Raw genomic sequence first — 15494 nt, forward strand, 5'->3', positions numbered from 1 at the left:
CTGTAGTTATATACAGCGTAATAACAAAACACATTTTAAATTCTATTACACCGCAAACAAAATAATAGTAGTACAGTGATGACTTTGTGAACAATAAAGTCATCTTTTTTTATATTTTCTGATATGATATACATATTGTTTAAAGAATAAAAAGGGGAAATAAATTTCACATGAATCCATTAGAGGAATTACAGAAAATCAAAGAATCGAATGCTTTACTAGCGACAATTTTTAAACAAAACAATGATGAAGAGAGATATGCAAAATCAAAACTTTTTGCAGAAAAAATAGAAAAGGGAACATTTACAATTGCTTTTGCAGGTCATTTTTCAGCAGGTAAATCAAGTATGATTAATGCCCTTGTAGATGAACAGCTATTACCAACAAGTCCTATACCAACCTCTGCGAATATAGTTACGGTGAGCAAAGCGGACAAGAATTTTGCTATTGTCCACTTTGTAAATGATGCTCCGGTCAAATTCTCTGGGGAATATGATATTGGACAAGTAAAAAAATATTCCAAGGACGGGAGTAAAGTTTCTCAAATAGAAATTGGACATCAAACCTCGGAGCTTCCTAAAGGGATTATAGTTATGGACACACCGGGAGTGGATTCAACGGATGATGCACATCGTGTATCAACAGAGTCTGCATTACATCTAGCAGATATCGTGTTTTATGTAATGGATTATAATCATGTGCAATCCGAGCTGAATTTTCAATTTACTAAACAGTTGCTTCACTACAATGAAAATATTTATTTAATCGTAAATCAGATTGATAAACACAGAGAAGAGGAATTATCTTTCACTGAGTATAAACAATCTGTTTCTACAGCTTTCAATGCTTGGAATGTCGAGCCAAAGGATATCTTTTATACTTCATTAAAAAACAAAGAAATAGTACATAATGATTTTCAACAAGTTAGGCAGATCGTAAAAGAATCTATACTACATAAAGAAGAACTTTTCCTACGGTCAGCATCAGCTACTCTAAAAAAGCTAAAGGATGAACATATAAAATTTTTAGAAGAGGAAAAAAAAGACTTACAGCAGGAACTAAGTTATTTACTCACAGAAGAAGATTGGAGCAATGTTGAAGAAATATTAGATCAGCTGGAAACTTCAGAGAAGCAAATACAGCTCCAAGAGAGCGGTGCGTGGAAAAAGACATTTGAAACGAGCAGGAAGGCTATATTGGAAAACGCCTCAATTATGACTTATGAAATGCGTGACCTTTTAAAACAATATGCAGAAAGTAGGCAGGAGTCATTTAAGGTTGGTTTCATCGGAAGCAAGAAAAAAACAGAAGAAGAAAGAAAAAGAAGGTTAGCTGAAGCAATTCAGATGCTGGATAAAATTGTAGCTACTAATATTACTACACATATAAAAGATTTAATGAAGGGTCTTTTAAAGGATGTTAGCTTGTTAAATGAAGAAAAGGCAAACGAAATAAATAATATGTCCTTTTCTTTACCTGAGGAAATCATCGCAGACACTATGCATAGTGGGGCAAGTGTTACGGGTGATGCAATACTGAACTATGCTAATAGAGTAAATGATGCAGTTATTAGATATTATGTGAAGGAAACTGACCGATGGAAGGACGAAAATTCAAATTATATCGAACTACATTCATCCAATCTAGATGTGCGGTTAGAGGATAAAACGAATGTTTTAAAGGAAAAGCAAGAAGCTATATTAAAAGTGTCTGATATAGAAGAAAAAATAGAAAATTTGGATAAGCAATTATCGACACCTTCGATCCAGTATAGGAAAGATAGAGATTATCTTCTTGATGAATGGGAGAAAGAACGCTTGTCCTTCGAGCGCTCTATAGTAGAGTACGTTGATAAAACTAGTGAAGAAACAGAAGTAATTTCCCCTGTATTAATAGAGGAAGAGATATTAGAGGAAAGTGCTACATTACCTTTAGATGAAGTAGTGCAAAGGGCAAACAAAATTGGAGAGATTTTATCGGAGCTTCCTGATTTTAAGGACGCCGCGTCTGTTATTAAGAAAAAGGCAATGCGTGTTCAAAACCAACAATTTACAATTGCTCTATTTGGTGCTTTTAGTGCAGGAAAATCAAGCTTTTCTAATGCCTTAATGGGAGCGGATGTTCTGCCGGTTTCTCCAAACCCTACAACCGCTGCCATCAATAAAATACATCCAGTTTCTAAAGAACATCTGCACAATACCGCTGATGTTACTTTAAAATCTAAAGAACAGTTACTCGCTGATGTAAAGTTTGCCTTTTTACAATTGGGTAAAAACGTTATTTCATTAGAGGATGCATACGAAAAGGCTCCTTCTGCCTTAAGTGAATCAGCTGCAGAAGAAGTGCATAAGTCATTTGTGAATGCTTTCTACAAAGGATATCCTGATGTACGGAATCATCTAGGTGAGATACTAAATGTGGATAATCAAGAATTTTCTCTTTATGTGGCTGAGGAATCGAAAAGCTGTTTTGTTGATTACATTGACTTTTATTATGATTGTGAGTTAACTAGATTAGGCGTCACTTTAGTAGATACACCAGGTGCAGATTCCATCAATGCTAGACATACTGGTGTTGCGTTCGATTATATACGAAATGCAGATGCCGTTCTTTTTGTCACATACTTTAATCATGCTTTTGCAAAGGCTGATAGAGAATTTCTTATTCAGCTTGGTCGTGTTAAAGATTCCTTTGAACTAGATAAAATGTTTTTCGTTATAAACGCCATTGATCTTGCAAGCAACGAGGAAGAGGCTAACTTAGTTAAACAGTACGTAAAAGACGAACTGCAGCGATTTGGAATTCGATTTCCTAGGGTGTATGGAGTCTCTAGTCTTCAAGCTTTAAAAGAAAAGCAAAACAAAGAAAGACTTCATCAAGGCATGGAACATTTTGAAGAAGCATTCCATCATTTTTTGGAAAAAGATCTTAAACAAATTGCAATAACTTCATTAGAAGAGGAATCTAATCGACAAAAAAATAAATTGCTTTCTTTAATAGAACAAACGGAGGCTAACTTAGCAAGAAAAGAAGAACGACTTACTGAGCTTAGCGATCAGGAACTAAAAATAAGGAATCGTTATACTGAATACAAGTCTGTATCTTTAACTAAAGATGCGGTTCAGGAATTGGAATCCCTTCTTTTTTACGTATTACAACGTGTGTATTATCGATTCAACGAATTTTTTAAGGAAGCGTATAATCCTTCAATTTTCTCTAATTATAATGCATCTACGGCTTTGGACTTAGCATTGAGGGATATACTTCAAATGATTCGTTTTGATCTGGAGCAGGAAGTCCGTGTAACGAATTTCCGACTGCTACAATATATTCAAAAACAAATGACTCAAATAGATAAAGAAGAAATGCGAGTATTAAAGGAATGGAATGGGAGCTTAACTTATAGCCCTCATGAAAGTGAAGACTACGAATTACTAGAGTTTGTTGGCCCCTTTAAAGACAAAGACAAATATACTCATGTAAAATCATATTTTAAAAGTGCTAAGTCATTTTTTGAAAAAAATGAAAAAGAAAAACTAAGAGATGCTCTATCCGAGCAAACAAAAGTTGAGGCAGCTGCTTATTTAGATGAGGAAAAAAAACGTTTAGTAAAATGGCTAACTATCTATGCAGAGAAGGAAGTAGAAAATGCTCGCTTAAAATGGTTAAATGAATCCTTAACTCAGTTGGAGGCAGAAAGAAGATTACTGGAGCAGGAAGAAACACTAGCTAAGTGGAAGGATATCTATAAGAAATTAGATACTGGAGGTAACGAAAAATGACAAAGGTATTTATAGAGCTTTCAGAAATAGATATAACGTCTTCAAGATTTATTGATACGCGCTTTATCTTGGGGGAACCTTCCGCAGGCTATGAAGTATTTAAAGAAAGCCATGTGAGTGGAGCAGTTTATTGGGATCTTGAAAAAGACCTCTCTGATATGGACGATTTTAAAGGTAGACATCCGATGATTTCTAAGGAAAAAATGATTGAGCTTGTACAAAACTCAGGTTTAAATTTAGATGATAAAATTATTATTTATGATCAAGGGGAAGCTCCTTTTGCATTAAGAGCTTATTTCTTACTGGAATGGGCAGGGTTTAAAAATGTAAGAGTTATACGCCAAAGCTTTGAAATGATAAAACAGCAACTTCCAATAACTGATGAAGTGACTCAATATACCAAGTCGAATATGACTCCACTTTGGAATGACGAAATTTATTTAACTATGGATGAAGTGCGAGATATTGCCAATGGAAAAAGGGACGGACAGTTAATTGATGCTCGTTCATCGGCTAGGTATCGGGGAGAAATAGAGCCTATTGATCATATAGCAGGTCATATTCCAACAGCAATAAATTACGACTGGGAGCAACTAAAGCGAGATGGTGCATTTTTGGAGCAAGAACTAATGGAATCTCAGCTAAGCAACCTTTCTAATAAGGATAAGCCTGTCATTGCATACTGTGGGAGCGGAGTAACGGCAGCTCCATTATACGCAAGCTTAAAAGAAGCTGGTTATAAGGATGTAAAATTGTATGTAGGTAGTTACAGTGACTGGATCCGAGAAAATGATGTAGAGAAATCTAACTAATAATAAAGAGACCATATCTTCTAGGGGATTGGTCTCTTTATTATTAGGTTTAATTTTTTGAAAAGCTTAAGATTTGTATTTAGATAATTTTATGGCTATTTACGACTTCTCTTGAGATCACTCTTTTTTAAACAGGTATTTTTTGTTTATATATGCTCCTTCACTGGTAACGATTACCTCTGCATATGGTATTCCAAATACAGTATAAGTGTTTAGAATAATATACGGTAGTTGTTCCTCTTCATCGATCTTATTACTATCAATCTCATATGAAACTACTAATAGCTGATCAAATGAATTTTGAAAAATATTATTAAATGTACCTAAGTTAAAATCATTCCACTCAGAATCATTATGTACGTTTGTATAAAGAAAACTGGTTGGTAAAAAAGCAATGAGACAAAAAATAAAAGATATTAACTTTAAAAATGCTTTGCCTGAACTATAATTTATCCTTCTTCGTTTACGGTACCTCATATTAAACAACTCCAATACTTGTTTTTAAACGCTATAGCAACTTATTCGAATTGTCCTGTAAACATGAATAAATTTAGTTCAGAGACCCATTGGTTAAATTATAAACGATATAAAATAAGGAGGAGTTTAGGTAAATTCATTCAAAATCGTAAGAAAATGAAACAATAAGGGATTAGCTACGTCTAACTTGACTAATAAAGAAAATTGGAAGGGAATGGTTGATATTTGAGGAAGAAAATGGCCCTTTATTTATCAATGGTTTTTACTTCAGTCGTTCTTTTTGGCTGTCAATTCGAAGAAAACACTGTAAATAAACCTAGTACTCAGCAGTATTTAGAAGAAAATGAAAAAGTGGAGACAGATGTAGAATTTTCTGTGGTTACCCTTACAATGATAAAAGAGGGTACATCAATTGTTTTTGATGATCACAATGCACTTGAGCAATTTAAAAGCATAATTTCAAGCGCGGTAAAAGAAAATGGAATCGTAAATATAGCCAATCCAGATTATTCTGTAGATATAATCAATGAAAATAAAGACAAACAGGTTTTACATCTTTGGTTGGGTGGAGCATTTGAAGAAAGTACCTTAATGAATACAAATGACACTCACACTATTTATATTCTTCCTAGTGAATCTACCAATAAGATATTGAATTTAATAGAACAGGTCTAAAAGATAATCTTTTAGCGACACTAAGCTTTATCTCTTTACTATTATCCCCTTAACTAAAAAATATTTTAGTTAAGGGGATAATTAGCATTTTACCAATTAAACACGAATATTTGTCACTCCGTGGATTGGAACGACCGGCGGCGACTCCAGCGGGATGAGTGAAACAGATAAGACAGCACAAACGAGGCAAAAGCCACGGTTATGGCTTATCACTCATCTCGTGGAACGCGTCCGCATAAAGTGGAAATCAAGTAAACTATACGCATTGGTAAAAATATTTTTGCTTAGGCTCGTCTAATATTATTTAAGTTAACAGAGTAGTTCGCTTGTTTTTGGAGAAACTAAATAATATCTTTTTAAGGGTATTTCATATATAATAAATTGTCGTATAAAAGAATTTGGTGTATAATAGGAAAATTGTATGTGTAAGAAAAGAGGGGCTAAATAATGAAAAAATCAATTTATGGTCTAACAAGAGACCAATTAATAGAGTGGTTAATGGAACATGGACAAAAGAAATTCCGTGCTGAACAGGTATGGGATTGGTTATATATTAAACGAGTACAGAGCTTTGAGGAAATGACGAATGTAAATAAAGATTGTCTTAAGCTATTAGAAGATAATTTTGTAATCCAAACCTTGAAGGAAAATGTAAAACAAGAGTCTGCTGATGGAACGATCAAATTCCTATTTGAAATGCAGGATGGAAATTTAATCGAAACAGTTTTAATGCGATTTAAATACGGCTTGTCTGTATGTGTAACAACACAAGTAGGCTGTAATATTGGCTGTAGTTTCTGTGCAAGTGGTCTGTTAAAGAAAAGCCGAGATTTAGATGCTGGAGAGATTGTCGGGCAAATTATGAAGGTACAGGAGCATTTAGATGAATTACAGAAGGATGAGCGCGTTAGCCACATCGTAGTAATGGGTATTGGTGAACCATTTGATAATTATAAAAACCTTATGAATTTCTTAAGAACAGTGAATGATCAAAAAGGTCTTGCTATCGGTGCGCGCCATATAACAGTTTCTACAAGTGGGTTAGCTAAGAAGATTATGGACTTTGCAAACGAAAATATTCAAGTTAACCTTGCAGTTTCCTTACACGCTCCAAATGACGAGCTTCGTTCTAAAATTATGGTTATCAATAAGGCGTTTCCAATTGAGAAAGTTATGGCTGCTGTTGACTATTATTTAGAAAAAACAAACCGTCGTATTACATTTGAATATATTCTTCTTAAAGATGTAAATGATCATGTTGAAGAAGCACAGCAATTGGCGAAGCTACTGGAAAATAAGCGACATCTTTCTTATGTTAACTTGATTCCATACAATCCAGTTGACGAGCATGGCCAATACCAACGTAGCACAGAAAAGTCTATTAGTTCATTCTTCCAAACTTTAAAAAATAGCGGTATTAACTGTGGAGTGAGAATGGAACAGGGAACTGATATTGATGCTGCTTGTGGCCAATTACGTAGTAAACAAATTAAAAAAGAAAAAGCTGGAGCAAAATAATACACTTCCAATAAAAAATGCATCTTCCTTATTCAGGAGGATGCGTTTTTTTCTTTTTCTCTAATTCTGTTGGACGCTCGTCTATTGTATGTTTATAGGCATAGCCCTTGTTGATAGTGAAAATAGTTAAGGCAAGGACAATGATAAAGATGATGATTCCAATAACAATGACTGTAACTATGGGAATAACCTCCAAAAAATAAAGTATACACCCATATCATAGCACAATAAAGATGATGGCGGGAGAGGGGGCAATTACAATAGAAAAAGCTATCCCGAGGGATAGCTTTTTACTTTATACTGTAGCAGTGACATTCATAACTTCTTCAATTTTTTCCCATGGAAGTTCCATTGCCGCAGCAACGCCTTTACCATAAGATGGATCTGCTTTATAGCAATGGATGATGTGGCGGATTTTAATGAAATCTTCTACACCATTCATATTACGAGCAGTGTTTTCAAATAATACTTGCTGTTTTTCTGGGGTCATTAGATTGAACAATTTACCTGGTTGTTCGAAATAATTGTCATCATCTTCACGGAATTCCCAAATACCAGCATCTCCTTGAAGTGCTAGACTAGGCTCTTTGAATTGAGGTTGTTCCTTCCATTGACCATAGCTGTTAGGCTCATAAGGTAATGTACTACCTAAGTTACCATCTACACGCATAGCACCATCTCTATGGAAAGAGTGTACAGGACATTTAGGTTTGTTAACAGGAATTTGGTGATGGTTAACACCTAGGCGGTAACGTTGAGCATCGCCATAAGAGAATAAACGACCTTGTAACATTCTATCAGGGGAGAAGCTAATACCAGGTACTACGTTAGCTGGTGTAAAAGCAGCTTGCTCTACTTCTGCAAAATAATTTTCAGGGTTACGGTTTAGTTCCCATTCACCAACTTCGATAAGTGGGAAGTCTTTTTTATACCAAACTTTTGTTAGATCAAAAGGATTATAAGGCATATTATTAGCTTGTTCTTCCGTCATTACCTGAATATACATTTTCCATTTAGGGAAATTACCAGCTTCGATATTGTCGTATAGGTCACGTTGATGACTTTCACGGTCAACACCAACCACTTCAACTGCTTCTTGATCAGTTAAGTTTTCAATGCCTTGTTGAGAACGCATATGGAATTTAACCCAGACACGTTCATTGTTAGCATTGATCATACTGAATGTATGGCTACCAAATCCGTGCATTGTACGGTAAGATTTTGGAAGTCCTCTGTCACTCATTACGATTGTAATTTGGTGAAGTGCTTCCGGTAATGATGTCCAGAAATCCCAGTTGCTATTAGCACTACGCATACCAGTACGTGGATCACGTTTAATAGCATGATTTAAATCTGGGAAATTAAGTGGATCACGGAAGAAGAATACTGGAGTGTTGTTACCAACTAAATCCCAGTTACCTTGCTCTGTATAGAAACGCATAGAGAACCCACGGATATCTCGTTCCGCATCTGCAGCTCCGCGTTCACCAGCTACAGTTGAGAAACGTACGAACATATCTGTTTCTTTACCGATTTCAGAGAATATACTAGCGCTAGTATATTGAGTGATATCATTAGTCACAGTAAATTTACCGTAAGCACCTGAACCTTTTGCGTGCATACGACGCTCTGGAATTACTTCTCTATCAAAGTGTGCTAGTTTTTCTAATAACCATACGTCTTGTAGTAAAAGAGGACCTCTTCTACCAGCAGATTGTGAGTTTTGGTTATCTACTACTGGTGCGCCAGCTGCAGTTGTCAGCTTATTGTTTTGTTTTTCAGTCATTCTTTTTCCCCCTAGATTAGAATCTTTATAATACAAGAATTATTATATCAAAGGGTGGGTGAGAATGCTAGAATTTGAATGTAACTTTTTATTATTCTTATAGGAATGTGAACATTATTAGTCAATGGAAAACTATCTAAAACGTTGATATAGTTGGATTCTCACTTAAATTAATAGATCAAAAAGTGTGCTATCTTTATTAACTTCCTTAAAGAAAAAGCCATTCTCATTCATACGTGAGAGAAGCTCTAAATAATCCTCACTTCTTTTTAATTCAATGCCGACTAACGCCGGTCCACTTTCTTTGTTGTTCTTTTTGGTATATTCAAAGGTGGTGATATCATCGTCTGGACCCAGTACTTTATCAAGAAATTGTCTTAGTGCACCAGCTCTTTGTGGAAAGCTGACGATAAAGTAATATAAGAGCCCTTCATGTATTAACGATTTTTCCTTAATCTCTTGCATCCTACCTATGTCATTATTTCCTCCACTAATAATACATACGACGGACTTACCTTTTATTTGTTCCTTATGAGAATCAAGTGCTGCAATTGATAATGCCCCTGCAGGCTCTGCGATAATAGCGTGTTTATTGTATAAGCTCAAAATAGTTGTGCATACCTTCCCTTCTGGGACAAGGGTGATGTCATCCACATATTTAGAAACAATCTCGTAGTTTAGCTTTCCTACACACTTAACAGCTGCCCCGTCAACGAATTTATCAATTGCATCAAGAACAATTGGGCCTTTGTTAGCTATGGCAGCTTTCATACTTGCAGCTCCTGAAGGCTCGACACCGATAATTTTAGTGTTGGGGGATAGGTTCTTTATATAAGAAGAAACTCCAGAGATGAGACCACCACCACCAATACTAGAAAAAACATAATCAAGCTCCTCTTCAATATCATTCATAATCTCCACAGCCACTGTACCTTGACCAGCAATGATATCTAGATCATCAAATGGATGAATAAACAAACGGCCTTCTTGTTCTGCATAAGTAGTTGCAGTACTAGCGGAGTCATCAAATGTATCCCCAGCTAGGATAATTTCTGCGTATTGCCGGCCAAACATTTTTACCTGCTCAATTTTTTGACTAGGAGTGGTTAGAGGCATAAATATTTTAGCGGAAATACCTAAGTGAGCACAGGCATAAGCGACTCCTTGGGCGTGATTACCTGCACTAGCACAGACTATTCCTTGCTTTCGAGCGATCTCTTCAATGGTTTTAATTTTATAATAAGCACCGCGGAGTTTAAACGAACGAACATGTTGTAAATCTTCGCGTTTAAAATAAATATTCGCTTCATATTTTTCAGATAGATAGTCGTTTTTTTGAAGAGGTGTATGTATAACTACCTCTTTAAGAAATTGGTGCGCTTTTAGCACATCTTCAATTTGAAGTGTTTTGATATCTGCCATTTGCATGATATGACCTCCTAAATCTAATTATCAGTATATTTTAACACACTACAGTAATAAACCCACGATTTATTTTTGATAATTCTAAATAATAAAACACTAAGGGTTTTTTACATTACCTATTTTTGATAATTTCAAACATATTTTATTGACAAAAATGTTCGATTAGAACATAATATGTTCATAGTTAACATTTTATTTGTATTTAGGGGATGAATTCATGCTTCCAATTAACAGAAAAAAGAAAATTATCGATGAGCTTTCTATTAAGGGGAAGGTTGAAATCTTAGAGCTTGTAGACCTTTTAGGAGTTTCTGCAATGACTATACGAAGAGATTTAGACGAATTAGAAAAGCAGAAGAAATTGATAAGAACACATGGTGGTGCTGCGCTACCTCAAGCGATAATAGGGGAACAATCATATGAACAAAAGCTTTCAGAAGCTCATATACAAAAGAAAGAGATTGCACAAATTGCCGTTGGCTTAGTAAAAGACGGTATGAGGATTTTGTTGGATTCAGGAACAACTACATTAGAAATTGCAAGGCTATTGAAATCACGGACGAATATCACAGTAGTTACAAATGATATTAAGATTGCTGCTGAATTAACAGATTCTAATTTAGAAGTTATTTTACTTGGTGGAAAGATCCAGAATGGTGTCGGTGCAATACTTGGATCCTACGCTGAGCAAATGCTAAAAAACATACATGTAGATATTCTGTTCCTTGGAGCACATGCTGTGCATGCTTCTCTCGGTATATCTTCTGCAACTTTCGAGAAAGCATCTATCAAAAAAGAGATGATAAACGTAAGCGAGGCGGTTTACCTAACTGTAGATGCACATAAATTTGGGAAAAAAGCATTTGCTAAAATAGCTGGTGTGGATTCGGTAACAGGAATTATAACGGATAGCACTATTTCTAAGGAAGTAGAAGAGATTTATAAGGAGAAATCTACTTTTATAAAGGGAGTGACAAAGTGAAGATAGGCATTATTGCAGATGATTTAACAGGAGCAAATGCTACTGGAGTCCTCCTGGCAAAAAATGGTTTCACGAGTGCTACAGTTGTTTTTGGTGGAGAGGTGCCATTAAATAGTGATTTTACCTCTATTAGCATAGATACAGATAGTAGATATTGTTCTCCTTCTAATGCAGAAGAACGTGTTTTGAAGGCATATGAGCAACTAACAATTTGGGGAGCAAGTGTTATTGGTAAACGAATTGATAGTACTGTGAGAGGTAATCTCGGAGTAGAGACCGATGTTTTACTGAATGCCATCGGTGGAAACTCCGTAGCGGTTGTTGTTGCTTCTTACCCAGATTCAGGTCGAGTAGTTTCAGGTGGCTATCTTTTAGTGGATGGGGTACCTGTGGAAGCAACTGATGTCGCTAAAGATCCTATGAATCCAATAAGTATCTCTCATGTCCCTACTATTATGGAAAACCAAAGCCGACTTCCTGTTTGTCATGTGGGGCTTGGCACAGTTTTAAAGGGTAAAGAGGCAATACAATTACAGTTAATGAAGCAAATTGAAGCGATGAATCGCATTATAGTAGTAGATGCAGTGACAAATGAAGAAATTGATAATATTGCCGAGGCGATGGCTTCCATAGATGGAATTCATTTTATCCCCGTAGACCCAGGTCCACTCTCTGCCTCTTTTGGAAGAATGAAAGCCCATCAACATGTTCAAACAAATAAATTCATCGTGACTGTTGGTAGTATTACTCCATTAACTGGTAGACAGCTGAATTATTTAATTGATAAGAAAAATGCAGATCCAGTATATGTGCGTGCTAGCGCTTTAGCATCGGTAAGTAGTTCCTGGGAGAAAGAAATTGATCGTGCAACGGAAGAAGCATTGAATAAACTAGAGGTGCAAGAAGTATTAATCATTACTACCTATGCGCCTGGAACAGAAAAGCTGAACCTAGCTGATATAGCATTGAAAGAGGGCGTTACGGAAGAAAAACTGGCAAAGCGTTTAACTGAGGGGCTTGCTAGAGTAACAAACAATGTGGTTCAGCAGACAAAACATCAAATAGATGGTACTTTCTCAAGTGGAGGAGATGTAACGGCAGCTATTTGTGCTGTGAGTGATGCTGCAGCGATAGGCTTGCAGGATGAAGTGATTCCCTTAGCTGCTTATGGCCATTTTATAGGGGGTACATTTGATGGTATTCCCGTGATTACTAAGGGCGGGATGGTAGGAGATAAATATTCTATCTACAAATGTGTAAGATTTTTAACAAACAAAAAAGAAGAAGGAAGTGTTCTAATATGACAACACGAGAAATTATTGCAATACCTATGGGAGATGCAGCAGGGATAGGACCAGAAATTACAGTGAAATCTTTAGCTAAAGAAGAGATTTATTCAATATGTAAACCACTAGTTGTAGGTGACGCTAAAATTATTCGTAAAGCAATTGAAGTTACTGGGGTGGACTTAAATGTAAACGTGGTTGCCTCTCCAATAGATGGTTCTTATAAATTTGGAACAATTGATATTATTGATTTGAATAATATTGATTTAGAATCTTTTGAACCTGGAAGCGTTTCTGCTCAAAATGGACAAGCGGCATTCGAATTTATCAAACGATCAGTGGAATTAGCTATGGCTGGGGAAGTTAAAGCATTGGCAACAACTCCTATCAACAAAGAATCTTTAAAAGCAGCTAATGTTCCTTACATTGGCCATACGGAAATGCTAGAAGACCTTGGTGGCTCTCCGGATCCATTAACAATGTTCCAAGTAAATGGTATGCGTATTTTCTTCTTAACTCGCCACTTATCTGTTGCTGACGCTATTAAACAAATGACTAAAGAGCGTGTACGCGATTATTTGAACAGATGTGACCAAGCTTTACAGCGTTTAGGTGTGGAAACTCGTAAATTAGCTGTTGCTGGGTTAAATCCCCACGCAGGTGAGGGTGGTTTGTTTGGGATGGAAGAAGTAGAAGAGATTAAACCAGGCGTCGAGCTTGCTAAAGCAGATGGAATTGATGCATATGGACCAGTTCCTGCTGACTCCGTATTCTTCCAAGCACTTAATGGAAAATATGATGCGGTTCTTTCCTTATATCACGATCAAGGCCATATTGCAGCGAAAATGACCGATTTCCATCGTACTATTTCTATTACGAACGGTCTACCATTCTTGCGCACTTCTGTAGACCACGGGACCGCGTTTGATATTGCATGGAAAAACATTGCATCAGAAGTGAGTATGTTTGAGTGTATCAAGCTTGCTGCAGAATATGCGCCTAAATTTACTCGTGAGTCTTTGTAAGTTTTGTAATTCTAGAAAAGGGGATTCCCCTTTTCTATTTAAATATACATAATTGAAAGGGGTTTCAAGAATGGGTTTAGAAAGGCAAATGTTGTTGGGGTTAGTTATTGGTGTAACGGTTTTAATTTTGCTTGTGTTAAAAACTAAAATTCATGCTTTTTTAGCGTTGCTAATTGCAGCTTCTGTAACTGGGCTTATTGGAGGGATGGAGCCTTTAAAGGTAGTTAACTCTATAACTTCTGGTTTCGGTAACACGCTAGCTTCTATAGGGATCGTTGTAGGGCTAGGGGTAATGATGGGGAGGATTTTAGAAGTAACGGGAGCCGCTGAAAAGTTAGCTTACACGTTAATTCGAGTAGTTGGAAAGAAGAAGGAAGAATGGGCAATGGCCATTGCTGGTTATTTCGTATCTATTCCTATTTTTGTAGATTCGGCCTTCGTCATTTTAAATCCTTTAGTAAAGTCATTATCACGTAAAACAGGGAAATCTGTAGTTACATTGGGGATTGCATTAGCGATAGGGTTAGCAGCAACTCACCATGCGGTTCCACCTACTCCAGGTCCTTTAGGGGTAGCGGGTATTTTTGGAGTAGATATAGGTGAAATGATCTTCTGGGGATTAATATTTGCTATTCCAATAATTATAATAGGTGTTCTTTATGCAAAATGGATTGGAAAAAGAATATACCAAGTTCCAGAAGAAGATGGAGAAGGATTTATTCGTAAAGATTCGTCTGAAATGATATACAATGATTTTTTAGCAGCTTCTGCTGACAGAGAAAAAGAGCTACCATCGTTTTTCAAATCTTTTTTACCGATATTATTGCCAATCATATTAATATTCTTAAATACTACATTAACAGCTTTAGAAGTAACAGGTGGGTTCTGGGAATATGTATTATTCTTAGGACAACCAATTATCGCTTTAGCACTTGGGTTAGTTGCCGCAATTTATGGATTGGCTAATCAAATGAAAAAAGAAGAGGCTTTAGAGAGAATGGAAGAAGGAATGACTACGGCGGGTATCATCCTTTTAGTTACAGGTGCTGGTGGTGCATTAGGAACAGTATTGCGTGACAGTGGCACAGGGGACTATTTAGCTGAAATAATTGCTGGATTGCCTTTACCTGCTATATTAGTGCCTTTCTTTATAGCGTCTATTGTACGATTAATACAAGGTAGTGGGACTGTTGCTATGATTACAGCAGCTTCAATCTCTGCTCCAATTTTAGCCAATCTTGACGTTAATCTAGCCTTAGCGGCCCAAGCGGCGGCACTAGGTGCAATGTTATTTTCTTACTTCAATGATTCCCTGTTCTGGGTTGTTAACCGTATGTTAGGAATCACTAAACTAAAAGAACAAATTCTAGTATGGTCCGTACCTACAACCATTGCTTGGGGTACCTCTTTAATCATGCTAATCATAGCCAATGCCATAGTAGGCTAATAGAATACTAGAACATCGCTTCTTATATTTCTAGTGTTTCGTATATTTCATGTGTCTGGTATATTACAGGTGCCAGGCACCTGTAATATACACAAATTATTTTAATATACAAACGCAAATATTCTAATATAATATAATTACAATTCTCGTAATAAATACGCTTAAAAAGGTTTTTTTAATAGAGGAAGTTAGTGCAAATAGAGAAGAAAAAATAGGAACTTTTATTTCAATAGTGTTACAGGTGCCTGGCACCTGTAACACTATTTTTATGAGCAAATT

12 protein-coding genes are annotated in these 15494 nt (G+C 36.1%); 8 read left to right on the plus strand and 4 right to left on the minus strand.

All coding sequences use genetic code 11. From position 1 onward, the window contains the following. Positions 1 to 170: 170 nt before the first annotated feature. Together MHB55_RS09190 and MHB55_RS09195 are read left to right on the plus strand one after the other, a co-directional pair. Entirely contained in the window at positions 171 to 3782 is a 3612-nt protein-coding gene (locus MHB55_RS09190; RefSeq protein WP_340863060.1) for a dynamin family protein, read from the plus strand. Next, entirely contained in the window at positions 3779 to 4594 is an 816-nt protein-coding gene (locus tag MHB55_RS09195) for a sulfurtransferase (protein ID WP_340863061.1), read from the plus strand. Before MHB55_RS09190 ends, MHB55_RS09195 begins: the two co-directional genes overlap by 4 nt. 117 nt (positions 4595 to 4711) lie before the next feature. Here MHB55_RS09195 and MHB55_RS09200 read toward each other — a convergent pair whose 3' ends face one another. Beyond that, on the minus strand, positions 4712 to 5071 hold the full coding sequence (locus MHB55_RS09200) for a hypothetical protein (protein WP_144536795.1): 360 nt from the start codon (positions 5069 to 5071) through the stop codon (positions 4712 to 4714). 225 nt (positions 5072 to 5296) lie between these two features. On the opposite strand from MHB55_RS09200, the gene MHB55_RS09205 reads away from it, so the two are divergent. After that, complete coding sequence (locus MHB55_RS09205; protein ID WP_340863062.1) at positions 5297 to 5746, plus strand: hypothetical protein; 450 nt, start codon at positions 5297 to 5299, stop codon at positions 5744 to 5746. A 447-nt stretch (positions 5747 to 6193) separates the two neighbouring features. Next, entirely contained in the window at positions 6194 to 7264 is a 1071-nt protein-coding gene (rlmN, locus tag MHB55_RS09210; RefSeq protein ID WP_191697474.1) for a 23S rRNA (adenine(2503)-C(2))-methyltransferase RlmN, read from the plus strand. A gap of 28 nt (positions 7265 to 7292) precedes the next feature. On the opposite strand, the gene ytzI is transcribed toward rlmN, so the two are convergent. The 3 genes from ytzI to ilvA form a co-directional block, all read right to left on the minus strand. Continuing rightward, on the minus strand, positions 7293 to 7445 hold the full coding sequence (ytzI, locus tag MHB55_RS09215) for a YtzI protein (RefSeq protein WP_144537223.1): 153 nt from the start codon (positions 7443 to 7445) through the stop codon (positions 7293 to 7295). Positions 7446 to 7559: 114 nt separating this feature from the next. Further along, positions 7560 to 9050, minus strand: coding sequence for a catalase (locus MHB55_RS09220; RefSeq protein WP_340863063.1), 1491 nt, complete (start codon positions 9048 to 9050; stop codon positions 7560 to 7562). Positions 9051 to 9215: 165 nt separating this feature from the next. After that, a complete protein-coding gene (ilvA, locus tag MHB55_RS09225) occupies positions 9216 to 10478 on the minus strand; it encodes a threonine ammonia-lyase IlvA (RefSeq protein ID WP_340863064.1) in 1263 nt (420 codons plus the stop codon). 214 nt (positions 10479 to 10692) lie between these two features. Here ilvA and MHB55_RS09230 point away from each other — a divergent pair, with 214 nt between their 5' ends. From MHB55_RS09230 to MHB55_RS09245, 4 genes are all read left to right on the plus strand, one after another. Next, positions 10693 to 11457, plus strand: coding sequence for a DeoR/GlpR family DNA-binding transcription regulator (locus tag MHB55_RS09230; protein WP_144536786.1), 765 nt, complete (start codon positions 10693 to 10695; stop codon positions 11455 to 11457). Continuing rightward, entirely contained in the window at positions 11454 to 12761 is a 1308-nt protein-coding gene (locus MHB55_RS09235) for a four-carbon acid sugar kinase family protein (RefSeq protein ID WP_151110098.1), read from the plus strand. The genes MHB55_RS09230 and MHB55_RS09235 overlap by 4 nt, the downstream gene beginning before the upstream one ends. Continuing rightward, entirely contained in the window at positions 12758 to 13768 is a 1011-nt protein-coding gene (pdxA, locus tag MHB55_RS09240; protein ID WP_340863065.1) for a 4-hydroxythreonine-4-phosphate dehydrogenase PdxA, read from the plus strand. The genes MHB55_RS09235 and pdxA overlap by 4 nt, the downstream gene beginning before the upstream one ends. A 70-nt stretch (positions 13769 to 13838) precedes the next feature. After that, complete coding sequence (locus tag MHB55_RS09245; RefSeq protein WP_340863066.1) at positions 13839 to 15215, plus strand: GntP family permease; 1377 nt, start codon at positions 13839 to 13841, stop codon at positions 15213 to 15215. Positions 15216 to 15494: the final 279 nt, after the last annotated feature.

The organism is Psychrobacillus sp. FSL K6-1267, from assembly GCF_038003265.1.
Lineage (GTDB): Bacteria > Bacillota > Bacilli > Bacillales_A > Planococcaceae > Psychrobacillus > Psychrobacillus faecigallinarum.

Excerpts from the sequence above, each read along its gene's own strand:
- MHB55_RS09190 (WP_340863060.1), top strand. The coding sequence starts at position 171 with ATGAATCCATTAGAGGAATTACAGAAAATCAAAGAATCGAATGCTTTA.
- MHB55_RS09195 (WP_340863061.1), top strand. The coding sequence starts at position 3,779 with ATGACAAAGGTATTTATAGAGCTTTCAGAAATAGATATAACGTCTTCA.
- MHB55_RS09200 (WP_144536795.1), bottom strand. The coding sequence starts at position 5,071 with ATGAGGTACCGTAAACGAAGAAGGATAAATTATAGTTCAGGCAAAGCA.
- rlmN (WP_191697474.1), top strand. The coding sequence starts at position 6,194 with ATGAAAAAATCAATTTATGGTCTAACAAGAGACCAATTAATAGAGTGG.
- MHB55_RS09220 (WP_340863063.1), bottom strand. The coding sequence starts at position 9,050 with ATGACTGAAAAACAAAACAATAAGCTGACAACTGCAGCTGGCGCACCA.
- ilvA (WP_340863064.1), bottom strand. The coding sequence starts at position 10,478 with ATGCAAATGGCAGATATCAAAACACTTCAAATTGAAGATGTGCTAAAA.
- MHB55_RS09230 (WP_144536786.1), top strand. The coding sequence starts at position 10,693 with ATGCTTCCAATTAACAGAAAAAAGAAAATTATCGATGAGCTTTCTATT.
- pdxA (WP_340863065.1), top strand. The coding sequence starts at position 12,758 with ATGACAACACGAGAAATTATTGCAATACCTATGGGAGATGCAGCAGGG.
- MHB55_RS09245 (WP_340863066.1), top strand. The coding sequence starts at position 13,839 with ATGGGTTTAGAAAGGCAAATGTTGTTGGGGTTAGTTATTGGTGTAACG.